We start from the raw sequence: 16,672 nt of genomic DNA, 5'->3' as shown, positions 1-16,672 counted from the left end.
CCCGGGGCGTACCTCCCCGGGGGCTCTCACCGATACAAGAGGCGGCGGAGGCGGCCCGCTATCCCGGCCGCCCGCGGCATGACCGCGTGACACATGTCACCCGTGGTGCCGGGGAGTGTGCGGCGGCGTCCCCTCCTCTTCCCCTGATGACACGCAGGACGAGCAGGACGAGATCGAATCGAAGGGGAAGTCATGAGCTCCATCAGGGAGTTGCTGGTCGAACTCACCGGCACGGTCGAGTACGCGGAGACCATCGGCGACGAGGTCGACCTGGCGGGCAGCGGGATCGACTCCGGTGACCTGGTGCGGCTGGTGCTGCTGGTAGAGCAGCGTACGGGCGTGGAGATCACCGCCGAGGACATGGAGAAGCTCCGTACGATCGGCGACTACGAGCGGTTCGTCGCCGAGCGCGCCGCCGGCGGTGTGTCGGGCGGCGCGTGATGTGGCTGACCCAGCTCCTGGAGCGCAACCGGCAGTGCTTCCCCGACCGGTTGGCCCTCGTCGACGAGCAACGCTCGGTCACCTGGGCGGAGTTCGACGCCCGTACCGCCGAACTCGCCCGGGGTCTGGGCGAGCTGGGCATCGAGCGAGGTGACCGGGTCGCGGTGCTCTCCCTGGACCGGATCGAGGTGCTGGAGAGCTACTTCGCGCTGGCCCGGCTCGGCGCGGTGTTCGTCCCGCTCAACCACAGCCTCGCGGTGCCGGAGGTGGCCGGGATCATCGAGCGGGTCGGCGCGGTCGCGGTGCTCGGCGAGTCCGCGCTGCTGGACCGGCACACCGAGCTGCCCGCCTGCGTCCGGATCCGGGTGGCGCTCGACAAGCCCGTCTTCACCGCCCTCGGCACGGTCGCGGCGCCCGCCGAGCTGCCCGTCGTTCCCGACACCGACCCGGTCGCCATCCTGCACACCTCGGCGACCACCGGCCAGGCCAAGGGTGTCACCGTCGACGAGGGGTCGTTCCGGGCCATCGCGCTGGGCTGGCTGGCCGTCGCCCGGCCCACCGACGACATCGTGATGGTCAACTGCTGCCCCCTGTACCACGGCAGCATGGTCGTCTCCCTCACCTATCTGGCCGCCGGGGCCACCGTCGTGCTGATGCCCGGCTTCACCCCGCAGCGGGCCCTGGCCGCCGTGGAACGGCACCGGGCCACCCATGTCTGGCTGGTCCCGCAGATGCTGCGGTTCCTGCTCCAGGCGAAGGCCTCGCACAGCGCCGACCTGTCCTCGCTGCGGGAGATCCTCTACGGCGCCGCGCCGATGCCCCTCGACGTGTACGCCACCGCCGTGGACCGCCTGGGCTGCGGCTTCCGGCAGGTGTACGGCATGACGGAGGTCGGCGGCCCGTTCGTCACGCTCGGCCCGGAGGAGCATCCCGCGCCGGGTGACGTCAGCGCCCGCATCCCGTGCGGCCGGGTCGTCCCGGGCATGTCGGCGCGCTCCCTCGGCAAGGACGGCCGGGAGGTCGCCCGCGGCGAGGTCGGGGAGATCGTGGTGCGCGGCCCCGGGCTGATGCAGGGGTACTGGAACGACCCCGCGGCCACCGAGGAGACCACCACCGACGGCTGGGTGCGCACCGGGGACCTCGGGTTCCTCGACGAGGCGGGCCGGATCCATCTGGTCGACCGCAGCAAGGACCTGATCATCCGGGCCGGGCAGAACGTCTACCCCTCGGAGATCGAACGCGTCCTGCTGACCCATCCGGCGGTCGAGGACGCGGCGGTCGTCGGCATCCCGGACGAGGACTTCGGCGAGGTGCCGCTGGCGTATGTGGTGGCCGCGGAGGGCACCGACGCCCGGACGCTGCTCGGGTTCCTCGGCGAGAACCTCGCCCCCTACAAGCGGCCCCGGAGCATCGAGTTCATCGAGCAGGTGCCGCGCAACCCCGCCGGGAAGATCATCAAGAAGCTGCTCCGGGCCGGAGGCTGAGACCGGCAGCGGTCCACCACCGCACGACCGGCACGACCGGGACACGAGGAGGGGCCGGCGACTTGAAGTCGCCGGCCCCTCCTCGTCGTTCACGCGTCCGCGTTGACCAGGACCGCCATGTTGCCCGCCGGGTGCCGGTTCTCGTGCAGCAGCTGGTGGGCCAGGCCGATCTCCTCGAAGCCGAACGTCCGCGACAGGCACGGGTCGATCGCGCCCTGCTCGATCAGCCGGGTCACCTCGCGGGCCTCGCGCCGGCTGGCCACGTGCGAGCCCTGGAGCCGCTTCTGCCGCATCCACAGGAAGCGCAGGTCGACGTCGCCGTTGTAGCCGGTGGTGCCGCCGCAGATGACGACCATGCCCGCGTTGTCGACCATGTAGATCGAGGTCGGGATGGTGTCGGCGCCGGAGTGCTCCAGCACGATGCGCGGGGCCCGGCGCTCCCCGAGCACCTCCCAGTAGCGGCGGCCGAAGGCGCGGGCGCCGGACAGCCAGGCGCTCATGGCGGCCTCGTCGTCGGTGTGCGGCAGCCGGCCCCAGTGGTCGAACTCCCGGCGGTCGATCCACCCCTTGGCGCCCAGCCGCACGCAGAACTCGCCGCGTTCCTCGCTGGAGACGACGGCGACCGGGATGCCACCGACGTGCTTGACGAGCTGGATGGCGATGCTGCCCAGACCGCCGGCGCCGCCCCAGATGAGGACGGGGTCGCCGGGCCGTACGGTGTGCGGCTGCCAGCCGAACAGCTGGCGGTAGGCGGTGGCCGCCGTCGCCATGTAGCAGGCCGCCTCGGCCCAGCTCAGCCGGGCGGGCTTGGGGTGGACCATGTAGTCGTCGACGACCGCGAACTGGGCGAACGAGCCGTAGTTCTCCTCGTAGCCCCAGACCCGCAGGGAGGAGGAGGTGACCGGGTCGCCGCCGAGCCGGATGTCCTCGGCCGACTCGTCCCAGCGGCACGCGAGGACGGTCACCTCGTCGCCGAGCTTCACCCCGCGCGCGCCCTCCCCGACGGCCCACACGATGCCGGACAGGTCGGAGCCGCCGATGTGGAAGTCCTCGGTGGCGCCCTGCTTCTGCCGGGCGCCGATCACGTCGAGCGGTGAACCGAGCGCCGCCCACACGTTGTTGTAGTTGACACCGGCCGCCATCACCTTGATAAGGACCTGGCCCGGCAGCAGCGGCGGCACGTCCACCACCTCGGTGCGGAAGGCGCCGATCGGCTCACCGTAGCGCTCCTGACGGATGAGCGAGGCGTACATCCGCTGGGGTGCCGTGCCGAGTTCGGGGGCGTCGCCGAGTTCGTACAGGTCCTTTTTCACGGGGAGTCTCCTGAGCGTCGGTTCGGTGGCCGGCGGTGAGGCCGTCCGGTGGTGCGAAGGGGAAGCGGCGGTCGGCGGGGAGGTGCGGTCAGCCGGCGGCGGGGCGCAGGGACTTGGCCACCGCCTCGCCGATCAGGGCCATCGGCGCGGGTTCGGTCATCTCGTAATGGCCGCAGGGCACGGCGTGGTCGTCGAGCGAGCCGTCGACGTACGGGCGCCAGCTGTCGGCCTTGTCGGGGGCGAGCGAGAGGTCGTCGCCGGCGCCGGGGGTGTCCTGGCTCGCGCTGAAGAAGAGCACGTCGCCGTGGAACACGCCGGGCCGGAACTGGGGTGCGATCCGCAGGTTGTTGCGCATCACGGCGGCGATCGCCGCGGCCTCGGCGCGGGTCACGGGCGCGGCCGCGGGGTCGTCGGCGGGGTCCTCGGGGATCCGCCGGAGCACGGCGTCGACGTCGAGGTCGGGGACGTCCAGTCCCGCCACGCGGGCCAGGAGCGCCGCCACCTGCCGTTCGGCCTGGGCGGGGTCGTGGGCGGTGCCGTGCGGCTGGGGCGCGTCCAGCAGGGCGAGCAACTCGACGTCCTCGCCCTGTTCCTGGAGCGCGCAGGCCATCGCGTGGGCCACGAACCCTCCGTAGGACCAGCCCAACAGCCGGTACGGTCCCCGCGGCTGGGCCTCGCGGACCAGCTCGACGTAGGAGGCGACCATGGCGGCGGCGTCCGGGGCGGGCGGCCGGGTGCCGTCGAGGCCGAACGCCTGGACGCCGAACACCGGCTGCCGTTCGCCGAGATGGGGCAGCAGTCCGGTGTACCGCCAGGAGACGCCGGCGCCCGGGTGGACGCAGAACAGGGGTGCCTCGGTGCCCTCGGCGCGCAGCGCCAGCAGCGGGCGCAGGGCCTTGGGGCCCGGCTCCTGCTGTGCGGCGGCGGCCAGCAGGCCGGCGACGGTGGGGGTGGCCAGCAGCGAGGCCGCGGGCACGTCCAGCACCCCGGCCTGGCGGAGGCGTCCGGACAGCAGCACGGCGCGCATCGAGTCGCCGCCGAGGTCGAAGAAGTTGTCGTGCACGCCGATCCCGTGGACGCCGAGAGCCTCCTCCCACAGCTCGGTCACCGCGTGCTCCCGCGAGGTGCGCGGCGCCAGGTGCTCGGTGGTCAGCTGCGGGCGGGGGACGCGCGCGCCGGCCGGGTCGGGGGCGCGCTCGTCGTCGTGCGCGGCCGCGGTGGCGCCGGGGGCGTCGATCCAGTGCCGGCGCCGTTCGAAGGCGTATCCGGGCAGCTGCGCCCGGCGCCGGGACTCGCCGTCACGACCCTCGTCGTCGGACCCGGCGGCGTCGGGCAGGGCGGTGTCCACCCCGGCGGCCCACAGCCGGCCGAGCGCCCCGGACAGGACGAAGCCGTCGGGGCCCTCGGCCTTGGCGTGCCGCATGGTCGTGACGGTCACCGGCTCCTGGTCCGCGAGCCGGGCGCGGGCCAGTTTGACCATGCCGTCGCCGGGTCCGATCTCCACCAGGACGGGCCGGTCGCGTTCCCAGAGGGCGGCGATGCCGTCGGCGAAGCGCACCGTGCGCCGGGTGTGGGCGACCCAGTGGTCGACGTCGGTGGCCTGGGCGTCGGTGATCCAGGTGCCGGTGACGTTGGTGACGTAGGGGATGGTCGGCGGCCGCAGGCGCAGGGTGCGCAGGTGGTCGGCGAAGGTGCCGAGGATGGGATCGAGGACGTGGGAGTGGGCGGCGGCGGGCATCCGCAGCCGTCGGAACGGCACGCCGCGGCGGGTGAGTTCGGCCTCCAGCCGGTCCACCGCCTCGCCGCGGCCCGCGACCGTGCAGGCCTCGGGGCCGTTGACGGCGGCCAGCGACAGGTCGGGGCCGAGCAGCGGGGCGAGGTCGTCGGCCGGGGCGGCGATCCCGACGGTGGCGCCGCCGCAGGCCGCGATGAGCCGGATGCGTTCGGCGACCACGGGCAGCATGGCGTCGAGGTCCATGACGCCGGCCAGGCAGGCCGCGGTGTACTCGCCCAGGGAGTGCCCGATGAGGGCGTCCGGGCGCACGCCCTGTTCCATGAGGGTGCGGGCGACGGCGTACTCGGTGACGACCAGGGCCAGGAAGGCGGAGGTGCTGCCCGGTTCGACCCGCTCGAACAGCGCGGTGCGCAGGTCGTCGCCGGTCACCGGCCGCAGGATGCGGGCGCACTCGTCCACGACGTCCCGGTAGACGTCGTGGTCGCGGTACAGCTCGGCGCCCATACCGACGTACTGGGTGCCGCCGCCCGGCAGCAGGAACGCCACCCGGGGCGGGTCGTCGGGGACGGGCGGCAGGGGCGGCCAGGGGGTGCGCAGCGCGGCCACGGCCTCGGCGGTGGTGGCGGCGGTGACGGCGGCGCGGTGGCGCAGGGCCGGGCGGTCGGTGCGCAGGGCGTGCGCGATGTCGTCCAGCCGGAGTCCGGGATCGCGTTCCAGGTGGCGGGCGAGGGCCTCGGCCTGGCCGCGCAGGGCGCCCGCGGTGCGCGCGGACAGCGGCAGGACGTGCCGGCGCGGGACCTCGGCGGGCCGGGGCGCCTCGGCGGTCGCGGGCGCCTCCTCCAGGATCAGGTGGGCGTTGGTGCCGCCGACGCCGAAGGCGCTGACGGCCGCGCGCCGGGGGTGGCCGGCGGCCGGCCACTCCTCCAGCGTGGTCGGCACCCGGAACGGTCCGGAGGCGAAGTCGATGAGCGGGTTGGGCTGGTCGAAGTGAAGGCTGGGCGGGATCCGGCGGTGTTCCAGGGCGAGGACGGCCTTGACGAACCCGGCCATGCCGGCGGCGGCGCCGAGGTGTCCGATGTTCGTCTTCACCGACCCCAGGGCGCAGAATCCGCGCCGGTCGGTGCTCTGCCGGAACGCCTCGGTGAGCGCGGAGACCTCGATGGGGTCGCCGATGTGGGTGGCGGTGCCGTGCGCCTCGACCAGGCCGATGGTGCCGGCGTCGATGTCGGCCTCGGCCTGGGCGGCGAGGATGACCTCGGTCTGGCCCTCGGCGCTCGGCGCGGTGAAGCCGACCTTGCGGCGGCCGTCGTTGTTCACCGCCGAGCCCCGGACGACCGCGCGGATGCGGTCGCCGTCGGCGAGGGCGTCCTCCAGCCGTTTGAGGACGACGGCGCCGACGCCGTCGCCCGAGGAGGTGCCGGCCGCGTCCGCCGCGAAGGCCCGGCAGCGCCCGTCCGGCGAGAACGGCCCGCCGGGCACGTGCCGGTAGCCGAGGAGTGCCGAGGGATTGAGGGAGACGGCGGCGGCGAGCGCGGTGTCGCAGCGGTGGTCGAGCAGGTCCTGGCAGGCGGTGTGCAGGGCGACCAGCGCGGTCGAGCAGGCCGTCTGCAGGGACAGGCTCGGTCCGGTCAGGCCCAGCTCGTAGGAGATCCGGGTGGCCAGGGTGCCCAGGGAGTTGGCGGTGGCCGCGTGGACCAGCGCCACCGAGCCGGGCTGCCCGGCGTAGCGCGGGTGCAGGTGGGCGGGGTAGTAGCGGCTGTCGCCGGCGCCCGCGTACACGCCCGTGGTGCCGTCCTGGGCGGCGCGCAGACAGCCGGCGTCCTCCAGCGCGTGGTAGGCGGTCTCCAGCAGGAGCCGCTGCTGCGGGTCGACGACGGCCGCCTCGGCGGGGCTGTAGCCGAAGAACTCCGCGTCGAAGCGGTCGATGCCCTCGACGACGGACGCCATCCGCACGAGGCTCGGGTCGTCGAGGTCCCGGGGGTCGCCGCCCGCCGCGAGGAACTCCTCGTCGGTGACGGGCCGTACGGCGTCCCGGCCGGCCGCGAGGTTCTCCCAGAACGTGTCGATGTCGTCGGCGCCCGGGAAGCGGGCCGCCATGCCGATCACGGCTACGGCCGGCAGGTCGTCGCCGTCCTGCCCGGTGTGGTTCTCCGCCGTGGCCTCAGCCATCGCGCCGGTCCTTTCGTTCGCGTGCGGAGCGGGCGGAGCGGCGTGCGCCGCGGGCCGTCCGCTGCCGTTGTGCCTGCTGTCGGGCCTGGTCGAGGGCGGTCGACGGGGCTGCCTGCGATGTGGTCGGCGATGCGCCCGGCGCCGCGGATTCCGGGGCGTCGCCGCCCTCGCCGTCCCCCACCGCCGTCGCGGGTACGGCGGTCGTGGCGGCCAGGTGCCGGGCGAGCGCGCGCACGGTCGGGCGGGCGAACAGGTCGACGACGCCCAGATCGCAGCCGAGGGCCTCGTTGACCGCGGACCGGGTGCCGACCAGGAGCAGTGAATTGCCGCCCAGGTCGAAGAAGTTGTCGTCGCGGCCCACCCGGTCCCGGCCCAGCACCCGGCACCAGATCTCGGCCAGCCGGGTCTCCAGCCGGCGCAGATCCTCGTCGGCGCCCGGGTCGGCGGCCCGCTGCGCGGTGCCCGCCGAGCGCAGCGCCCAGGCTCCCGCGAGCGGCTCCGCGCCCTGCGCCGCCGCGGTGTACAGGGCGGCGAGGTCGGTGCCGTCGTCGAGTCCGACGCGGGCGGCGGCCCGCCGCACCTGCCGTACGGGGCCCGTGACATGGCTGCGGACCCAGGGCGCGGTGCGGTCGGCGCCGATCAGGAGGTGGGGTTCGTCGAGGGAGCGCGCGAAGTCGAAGGAGCGCAGTGCGGCGGCGGTGTCGAGGACCCGGTAGCCGCGGGCCTCGGTGAGGGAGGTGAGTCCGTAGCCGCGGCTCATGCCGGTCTCCCGCCACATGCTCCACGCCAGGCTCTGCGCGGGCAGTCCGGAGCGTCGGCGGTGCACGGCGAGGGCGTCGAGGTAGGCGTTGGCGGCCGCGTAGGCGGAGGTCATCGATCCGCCGAACCAGCCGTTGACGGAGGAGAAGGTGACGAAGGACTCGACGGGGTGTTCGGCGGCCACCTGGTGCAGGGCCCAGGCGCCGCGCACCTTGGCGTCCAGGGCGGCGCGCCAGCCGTCGCGGTCCAGGTCGCGGGCGGGCCGTTCGTCGAAGGCGCCCGCGAGGTGCAGGACCGAGGTGAGCGGCACGCCCCAGGCCTCGGCCGCCTCGCGCACGGCGGCCCGTACCCGGTCGGGGTCGGTGACGTCGGCGCGGGCGTAGCGCACCTCGCCGAGCCGGCCGAGGCGGTCCAGGGCGGCGGCCCCGGACTCCCCTCGCGCTGTGCCCGGTTCACTGCGGCCGATGAGCAGCAGCCGGGTGCCGGGTGTCCTGAGCAGGTGGGCGGCCACCTCGGTGCCGACCCCGCCCAGGCCGCCGCTGACCAGGTGGAAGCCCTCGGTGGACGGGAGCGTCACGCGGGGCGGCGAGTCGGGCAGGGGGGCCAGCCGGCGGACATGGCGGTGCCCGTCGCGGTGGGCGACCTCCGTGTCGACGGGCGGGGTCGCCGCCTCGGCGAGCAGCGCGGCCACGGTCTCCGTCTCCCTGGGCGGGGACGCCGGGAGGTCGACGTGGACGCCGCGCAGCCACGGCTGTTCCTCGCGCAGCGACTTCAGCAGGCCCACCGCCGGGGCGTGGGCGCAGGCCGGTGCCGGGTCGTCGGGCACGACGGCCTGCGCGCCACTCGTCACGAGGACCAGGGTCAAGGGTGCGGCCCGGTCGCCGTCGTGACGGTCCGTCAGCGCGCGGGTGAGCGCCAACAAGGACAGGGCGGGGTCGTTCTCGGGGTCCGCGGCGGGGTCCGGCAGACCGGCCCGAGCGTCCAGTGCGCCCAGGTGCAGGACGGCGTCCACGGCACGCCCGTCGGCGGCGAGCGCGTCCAGCAGCCTGCCGTGGTCGTCCACGTCGGTGGGCCGCACCCGGTAGCGGGCGGCGTCCAGGCGCTGGTACGCCGGTCCGTGCTCGACGACCGTGCACAGGCCGCCCTCGGCGCGCAGTCGTGCGGCGGCGAGCGCGGCCAGGGCGGCGGCCGGCGTCCCGGCCCGCCCCGCCAGGACCAGGGTGTGGCGGCCGGCCGGGGGCGCCGGCGGGTGCAGGATGCCGGCGCGCTGCCACACGGGCCGCAGGAACCAGTCGGGCAGGGTGGCGGCGGTGCCGAGCAGCACCTGGGACTCGCGCACCTTCTCGTCGAAGTCGCCCGCCTCGAAGCTCTTGCGGAGCTTGGTGCGCTGGATCTTGCCGATCTCCGTCTTGGGGATGTCCTCGGCGGCGACCGGGACCAGGAAGGCGGGGCTGACGCCGATCTCGCGGGTCACCTTGCCGCCGATCTCGCGCAGGGCGCCGGCCGGGTCCTGCCCGGGGGCGAGGTGGAGGAAGAGGGCGAGTTCGTCGGTGGTCGCGGCGGGGTCGCTGCGGACCGCGACGGCGGCGGTGAAGCTCCGTACCACGTGCGGGAGTTGCTCGACGCAGGACTCGATCTCGTGGCTGTAGTGGTTGACGCCGTTGACGATGATGACGTCCTTCACCCGGCCGGTGATGTACAGCTCGCCGTCGCGCAGGAACGCCAGGTCGCCGGTGTCGAACCAGCCGTCGTCGGTGAACGCCTCGGCGTTGGCCTTGGCGTTGTCGTGGTAGCCGGTGGTGACGGAGGTGCCGCGGACCTGGAAGCGGCCGACCTCACCCTCGGCGAGCACGGTGTCGCGGTCGTCGACGACCCGCATGGCGAACCCGGGGTAGGGCAGCCCGCAGCTGACGAACGCCTCGTCGCGGGACGGGGGTTCGGACGGCAGGACGGCGTCGGTCACCACGGAGCAGGTCTCGGACATGCCCCAGCCGGGGTGCATCACGTCCTGCGGCAGGCCGAACGGGCGCAGGGTGTGCAGGAAGGCCCGGGCGGCGGAGGCGACGACGACCTCGCCGGCGTTCATCACCAGCCGCATCGGCGACAGGTCCCAGGTCCGGTCCGCGAACCGGTCGGCCTGGCTGGCGAGCAGTCCGAACGCGAAGTTGGGCGCCCAGGTGACGCTGACCCGGTGCCGGTCGGCGAGGTCCATCCAGCGCGTCGGGTCCTCGAGGATCCAGGTGGTCGGCGCGTGGATCTGGCGGCAGCCGAGGTAGACGTCCCTCAGGTGGAACATGACCACGCCGGTGACATGGTCCATCGGGATCCAGTTGAGGCTGACGTCGTGCTCGCCGAGGCCGTTCATGGCCTCGGTCGCGGCGGAGCGGGTGAGCACGCCCCGGTGGGTGATCCGGACGGCCTTGGGCAGGCCGGTGCTGCCGGAGGTCATCAGCATCAGGATCAGGTCGTCGGGCCGGGCGGGGTGCCAGTCGCGGTCCTCGGGCGCCTCGCGCAGCACGTCGGCGGTGGTCAGCCGCAGACCGGACAGTTCACCGCCGGCGGCCAGCTCCCGCAGGCCCGGGGCCTCGGAGGGCGAGGCGACGATCCACGGCCGGTCCAGCATCCGCCAGATGCCCTCCAGTTTGATGCGGGCGGCCGAGGCCGTCGCGTAGGAGACGGGCACGGTCAGCGGCACGGCGGTGAACCCGCCGAGGACGCAGCCCCAGAGCACGGCGACGAAGTCCTCGGTGTCGGAGCACTGGAGGATGACCTTGTCGCCGGGGCGCAGTCCGTTCGCGCGCAGTCCGGCGAGGACCCGGGAGGCCTCCGCGACGAGCGAGGCGTAGCTGCGGCGGGTCTCGGAGCCGTCGGCGCGGACGTGCACGATCTCGCCGCGCGCCCGCTCGGCGGCCCGGGTCAGCGCCTCGGCCCAGCCGGGCACGGACGGTTCGGGCAGCGGGCCGCCCTCGCTGAGCGCCGGGACACGGTCCTCCGGTACGGCGTCCCGGTCGGGGGCGCCGTGCTCGGCGGGCGCCTCGGTGCGGGGCGTTCCGGCGTGCACGCGGCCCAGTTCCTCGGTGAGGTCCTCCGGCTCGGCCTCGGCGGTGTGGACGCCGGGGATCCGGGTGAGGAGGTCCGCCCACGCGGCGGCGGCGGCGCGGTCGACGGCGGGCAGGGCGCGCAGGGCGTCGGTGTCGAGGGCGCCGTCGGGCGTGCGCGGCAGCGCGTTGACGGCGGTGACGCGGGCGGGGGGCGCGGCGTCGCCGGTCAGGAGCTGTTCGACCTGGTCGGCGGCGCCCGCCCGGCCGGGCACGACGTACAGCGACGGCGGTCCGGACTCCCCCGGCGCCGGCAGGGCGATCGCGTCGCGGACGCCCGCCACGGACCGGGCGGTCGCCGCCAGGTCCGCCGGGTCGGCGGCCACGGCCGTGGCGCCCCCGGTGCCGGGGGGCGGGGCGGGGAGGGAGCCGACGGGGAGGCCGGGGTCGGCGCAGACCGCCTCCAGGGCTGCCGTCAGGGCCTCGGTGAACCGGGCGACGGTGTCGGCGGCGTACAGGTCCGTGGCGTACTCGACATGGAGGTCGAGGCCGTCGGGCGTGCCGTGTTCGTCGTGCCGTTCGAGGACGTCGACGAAGAGGTCGAACTTGGCGGTGCCGGTCGCCGTGGGCCGCAGCGGGGTGCGCTGCCCGCCGAGGCGGAGCACGGCCGGCTCGTTGTTCTGCAGGGCCAGCATGACCTGGAAGAGGGGGTGGCGGGCCGGGTGCCGGCGGGGGTTGAGGGCGTCGACCAGAAGGTCGAACGGCAGGTCCTGGTGGTCGAGGGCCGCGAGGTCCGAGCGGGTCGCGCGGGCCAGGAGGTCCCGGAAGGCGGGGTCCGCGGCGGTGTCGGTGCGCAGGACGAGGGTGTTGGTGATCAGGCCGATCACGTCGTCCAGGGCGGGTTCGGAGCGCCCGGCGACCGGTGTGCCGATCGCCACGTCCGGCCCGGCGCCCCAGCGGGAGAGCAGCGCGCCGAGCACGGTGTGCAGCACCATGAAGAGGCTGGTGTCCTCGGTCTCGGCCAGCCGCAGCAGCCTGTGGTGCAGCGCGGGGTCCACGACGGCGGACACGCTCGCGCCGCGGCCCGCGGCGGTGGCGGGCCGGGGCCGGTCGGCGGGCAGGGTGCTCTCCTCGGGCAGTCCGGCCAGCGCGTCCCGCCAGAACGCGGTGAGGCGGTCGGCCCGGCCCGGCCCGTCGGGCCCGGTCGCCAGCACGCGGCGCTGCCACAGGGCGTAGTCGGCGTACTGCACCGGCAGTGGTTTGCCGTGCGGCGCGCGGCCCTCGCGGCGCGCCTCGTAGGCGGCGCTCAGGTCCTCGGCGAGCGGGCGCAGCGACCAGCCGTCGGCGGCGCTGTGGTGGAGCACGAGCAGCAGGGTGCGGGTGTCGCCGCCGCCGAAGACGCCCGCCCACAGGGCGCTCTCCCGGGTGAGGTCGAAGCGGCGGCGGGCGGCGGCGGCCACGTGCGCCGCGACCTCCTCGGCCGGGCAGTCCACGATCCGCAAGCCGGGCCGCAGCGCGCCGGGCGGCAGGATCCGCTGGTACGGCCCGCCCGCCTCCCGCGGACCGTGGGCGCCGTCGTCGGCGATGACGGTGCGCAGGCTCTCGTGCCGGTCGACGACGTCGGCCAGGGCGGCGCGCAGCGCCGTGTCGTCGAGGGGCTCCGCCAGCGGCACGACCAGCGGGATGTTGTACGTGGCCGCCGCGCCGTCGAGCCGGTTGAGGACCCACATGCGTTCCTGGGCGAAGGACAGCGGCACGCGCTCGGGCCTCTGTGCGGCTTCCAGCGCGGGCAGCCGGGGCGCGGACTCGGCGTCCGCGACGAGCCGGGCGGCGAGCGCGGCCGGGGTGGGCGTGTCGAAGAGGACGGTCAGCGGGATCTCACGGCCCGCCTCGGTGCGCAGCCGGGACAGCAGGCGCACGGCGAGCAGGGAGTGCCCGCCCAGGTCGAAGAAGCTGTCGGTGACGCCCACGGAGTCGGCGGGCAGCCGCAGCACCTCGGCGAACAGGGCGCAGACGAGGGTCTGTTCGGGGGTGGTGGGCCGCTGGGCGGGGGCCGCCGCGGTGAACTGCGGGGCGGGCAGGGCGCGGACGTCGAGCTTGCCGTTCGCGGTCAGGGGCAGCGCGTCGAGCAGGACGGTCGCGGCCGGGACCATGTGGGCGGGCAGCCGCTCGGCCAGGTGGGCGCGCAGCTCGGCCGGCTCGGGCGGCTCGGCACCGGTGGACGGGACGGCGTACGCGACGAGCTGCGTCTCGCCGTCCTCGGTCGGGCGCGGGACGACGGCCGCGGCGGCGACCGCGTGGTGCTCGGCGAGGACGGCCTCGATCTCGCCGGGTTCGACGCGGAACCCGCGGATCTTCACCTGCTGGTCGGCGCGCCCGACGTAGGCGAGCAGGCCGTCGGCGGTGCGCCGGGCGAGGTCGCCGGTGCGGTACATCAGCGCGCCGGGCGGCCCGTAGGGGTCGGGCAGGAAGCGTTCGGCGGTCAGCTCCGGGCGGTCCAGGTAGCCGGGGGCCACGCCGGCCCCGGACACGTACATCTCGCCGGTCACGCCCGGGGGCACGGGCCGCCGGGCCGGGTCGAGCAGGTGGACGCAGAGGTCGGCGAGCGGGACGCCGATCACGCTGGTGCGGCGCGGGTCGTCGAGGTCGGCGGTGGTGAGGCGGTGGAAGGTGACGTGGACGGTCGTCTCGGTGATGCCGTACATGTTGACCAGCGCGGGCGTGTCCAGCCCGTACCGGTCGGCCCACGGGCGCAGCCGCTCCGGGCGCAGCGCCTCGCCGCCGAAGACGACGTACCGCAGATCGTTTCCGGGCTCGTCGTCGAGGTCTGCCTGGATCAGCTGTTCGAAGGCGGACGGGGTCTGGCTGAGGACGGTGACGCGTTCGGCGCGCAGCAGCCGCAGGAAGTCCCGCGGCGAGCGGCTCACGGCGTAGGGCACCACGACGAGCCGTCCGCCGTGCAGCAGCGGCCCCCAGATCTCCCAGACGGAGAAGTCGAAGGCGTACGAGTGGAACATCGTCCACACGTCGTCCGCGCCGAAGTCGAAGTGTTCGGCGGCGGCCGCGAACAGCCGCAGCACGTGGGCGTGGGGAATCGGCACGCCCTTGGGGCGGCCGGTGGAGCCCGAGGTGTGGATGATGTACGCGAGGTCGTCCGGCCCGGTGGTGCCGGTGCGTTCGGCGTCGGTGAGGTCCCCGGCCGGGCGTCCGGCGAGGTCGGCGGTCACCTCCGGGGTGCCGAGCACGACGGTGGGGGCGGGGAGGGGCGGGAGCGATCCGGCGGTTTCGGCGTCGGTGACGAGGACGGCGGGCGGCACGTCCTCGGTGACCAGGCGCAGCCGTTCGGCGGGGTGCCCGGTGTCCAGGGGCAGGTAGGCGGCGCCGGTCTTCAGGACGGCGAGCAGGGCGACGACCAGACGGGTGGAGCGGGGCAGCGCGAGCGCCACCACACGGCCCGGTCCGGCGCCGTGGCCGATGAGCAGCCGGGCGAGCCGGTTGGCCTCCGCGTTGAGGTCGGCGTAGCTGAGGGTCTCGTCGTCGCACGTCAGGGCGGGCGCGTCGGGCACCCGGGCGGCCTGCTCCTCGAAGTGCCCGGTGAGGGTGGTGGTGACCGGGTAGGCGCGCGCGGGCCGGGTGACGGGCTCCTCGCCCGGCAGCAGCAGCGCGAGGTCCGCCACGGGCGACTCGCCGGGGACGACGGCGAGTTGGGCCAGCAGCTGGAGGAACCGCCGCAGGTGCAGGTCGAGTTCGGCCTGTTCGTAGATGGCCGGATTGGCGTCGAAGGCGATCCACAGGCCGCCGGGCTCGGCACCCGGGCGGACGGAGATCTGGAGGTCCTCGACCGCGCCGCCGGACAGGTGGTGGGAGGTCGAGGGGTGCCCGGCGAAGACCAGGTCCTCGGAGAACGGCACGATGTTCACCACGGGGCCGTGGACCCGGTTGCCCGCGCCCAGCAGGCCCAGCTCGCGGCGGACGAACTCGCCCCGGTACTGCTGGTGGGTCCGCAGCGCGCGCAGTTCGCCGGCCACGTGCCGGGCGAGTTCGCCGACCGGTGCGTGGGAGGTGGCGGTCACCCGCAGCGGCAGGATGTCGGAGGCGGTGCCGGGGGTGCGCAGCGCGGCGGAACCCAGCCGGCTCATGGTCGCGAGGCCCAGCACGAGGTCGTCGGCGCCGGTCATGCGGTGCAGGTAGGCGGCGACGGCCGCGACCAGCAGGTCGGTGCGGGAGACCGCCGACCGCCGGGCCGCGGCGGCCAGTGCGCCGGCCTTGGCGGGGGTGAGGTCGTGGGTGGCGCGCAGGAAGGGCGCGGTGGGCGGCGCGGTGCGCTCGGTGAGCCGTACCGGCGCGGGCAGGCCGGCCAGCCGGGCGGCCCAGTGGTCCCGGTCGCGGGCGTGCCGCGGCGAGGCGAGGTAGGCCTCCTCCTCGTCGGCCAGCCGGGTGACCGACTCGAAGCCGGCGGGCGGCGGCTCGGCACCGGCGGCCAGCGCGGTGTAGGTGTCGGCGAGCCGGCGCGCGACGAGCTTGTAGCTGTAGCCGTCGAGCAGGATGTGATGGGCCCTCAGGAACCACAGGTGCCGGTCGGGCGCGACGGTGATCAGCGCGTGCGAGAACAGCGGCCCCGCCACGAGATCGCAGGGGATCGCGAGGTCCCGCCGGATCCAGTCCTCCGCGGCCGCCCCGGGGTCGGGTTCGGCACTGACGTCGACGCGGTGCAGCGGCCATTCGTCGGGCGCCGCGGCCCACTCCCGGCGCGGCCCGTCCGGAGTGTCGGCGAAGCGCAGCGCGAAGGTGTCGGCCTCCGCCACGGTCCGCCGCAGCGCGGTCTCGAACAGCGCCGGGTCGACGGGGCCGTGGATCTCCACGTACTCGCCGGTGTTGTACGCGGCGGTGTGCGGAGCGAGCCGCCCGGCGAACCAGAGTCCCTCCTGGGCTCCCGACAGCGGTCGACGTTCGTGCTCGTGGACTGACATGGCACCAACCCTCAACTGGCGAGCGGGACTTCACAGGCCTCGTCGCACGCGGAACTCCGGCGGGCGGCAGGGGCGGTGAAGCCGGACAGGCGTATGCGCCGCCACCGGCCGGCCGCGCACCGGACCGGCGCGCACTGGACCGGCGCGCGGGTGAATACGGTGGCGGATACGTCGGCTCGGCGGCGGCCGATAAGGCGTAAGTAAACGGATGCGCGCGGCGGCGCGGGAATCGTCTGGTCGGGGAACGATCATCTGCCGACGCATCACTCTGCACGACCGGTCGGCGGACCGTCAAGGCGCCCCGATGTGTGCAGAATGACGCACGGAAAACGTCCTCGGAACAATTTTCGGCCGCATCGGCAACGCCTCTCGGCCCGAGGAATTGATTTCAGACATCCTTCCCGGGCGCCCTGTTGCCAGCCGCCCGGACACGCTGTTGACCTGCCGTTACTGCGCCCGGATGCTGAAACGGGCCCGGTGGACAGCCGCTCCACACCCGGGGTGCAAGCGCGATCCTGGTTGTGAATCAGTCAACTTGAGGTGTTCATCTGCGGGGTGGCGGATACCTTGTGTGGGTGTCCGCACTCGTGAGGGATTCGACGGCAGGAGCAATGGAGAACCCCGGTTCTTTCCACTGAGTGGAAAGCCCATGGATCCTCCGCTTTCCACTGGATGGAAAGCGCATCCAGTCACCGGCGCCTTTCCTCCGGGGCAGGCCCGAGCGGACGCGTCACCCTCGACAACACGTGAAGTAACCGTCGGC

The 16,672-nt window shown here is 74.7% G+C and carries 5 protein-coding genes; 2 read left to right on the top strand and 3 right to left on the bottom strand.

All coding sequences use genetic code 11. The annotated features are described in order from the left end of the window. The first annotated feature begins 192 nt into the window (after positions 1-192). Both ACZ6D7_RS06890 and ACZ6D7_RS06885 read left to right on the top strand, forming a co-directional pair. Positions 193-441, top strand: a complete 249-nt coding sequence (locus tag ACZ6D7_RS06890) for an acyl carrier protein (protein WP_469484629.1) — start codon at positions 193-195, stop codon at positions 439-441. Further along, a complete protein-coding gene (locus ACZ6D7_RS06885) occupies positions 441-1,925 on the top strand; it encodes a class I adenylate-forming enzyme family protein (RefSeq protein ID WP_469485966.1) in 1,485 nt (494 codons plus the stop codon). Before ACZ6D7_RS06890 ends, ACZ6D7_RS06885 begins: the two co-directional genes overlap by 1 nt. Positions 1,926-2,014: 89 nt before the next feature. Here ACZ6D7_RS06885 and ccrA read toward each other — a convergent pair whose 3' ends face one another. The 3 genes from ccrA to ACZ6D7_RS06870 all read right to left on the bottom strand — a co-directional run bounded on the left by ccrA (position 2,015) and on the right by ACZ6D7_RS06870 (position 15,909). Continuing rightward, positions 2,015-3,238, bottom strand: coding sequence for a crotonyl-CoA carboxylase/reductase (ccrA, locus tag ACZ6D7_RS06880; RefSeq protein ID WP_469484626.1), 1,224 nt, complete (start codon positions 3,236-3,238; stop codon positions 2,015-2,017). A gap of 88 nt (positions 3,239-3,326) precedes the next feature. Further along, positions 3,327-7,142, bottom strand: coding sequence for a type I polyketide synthase (locus tag ACZ6D7_RS06875; RefSeq protein ID WP_469484623.1), 3,816 nt, complete (start codon positions 7,140-7,142; stop codon positions 3,327-3,329). Further along, positions 7,135-15,909, bottom strand: a complete 8,775-nt coding sequence (locus tag ACZ6D7_RS06870; RefSeq protein ID WP_469484621.1) for an amino acid adenylation domain-containing protein — start codon at positions 15,907-15,909, stop codon at positions 7,135-7,137. The genes ACZ6D7_RS06875 and ACZ6D7_RS06870 overlap by 8 nt, the downstream gene beginning before the upstream one ends. Between the last annotated feature and the right edge of the window lie 763 nt (positions 15,910-16,672).

The sequence above is a fragment of the Streptomyces sp. NPDC041784 genome (assembly GCF_055591025.1).
Note: the sequence above shows the minus strand (reverse complement) of the source record. Positions and strands in the feature narration are given on the sequence as shown.

Excerpts from the sequence above, each read along its gene's own strand:
- ACZ6D7_RS06870 (WP_469484621.1), bottom strand. The coding sequence starts at position 15,909 with ATGTCAGTCCACGAGCACGAACGTCGACCGCTGTCGGGAGCCCAGGAG.
- ACZ6D7_RS06875 (WP_469484623.1), bottom strand. The coding sequence starts at position 7,142 with ATGGCTGAGGCCACGGCGGAGAACCACACCGGGCAGGACGGCGACGAC.
- ACZ6D7_RS06890 (WP_469484629.1), top strand. The coding sequence starts at position 193 with ATGAGCTCCATCAGGGAGTTGCTGGTCGAACTCACCGGCACGGTCGAG.
- ACZ6D7_RS06885 (WP_469485966.1), top strand. The coding sequence starts at position 441 with ATGTGGCTGACCCAGCTCCTGGAGCGCAACCGGCAGTGCTTCCCCGAC.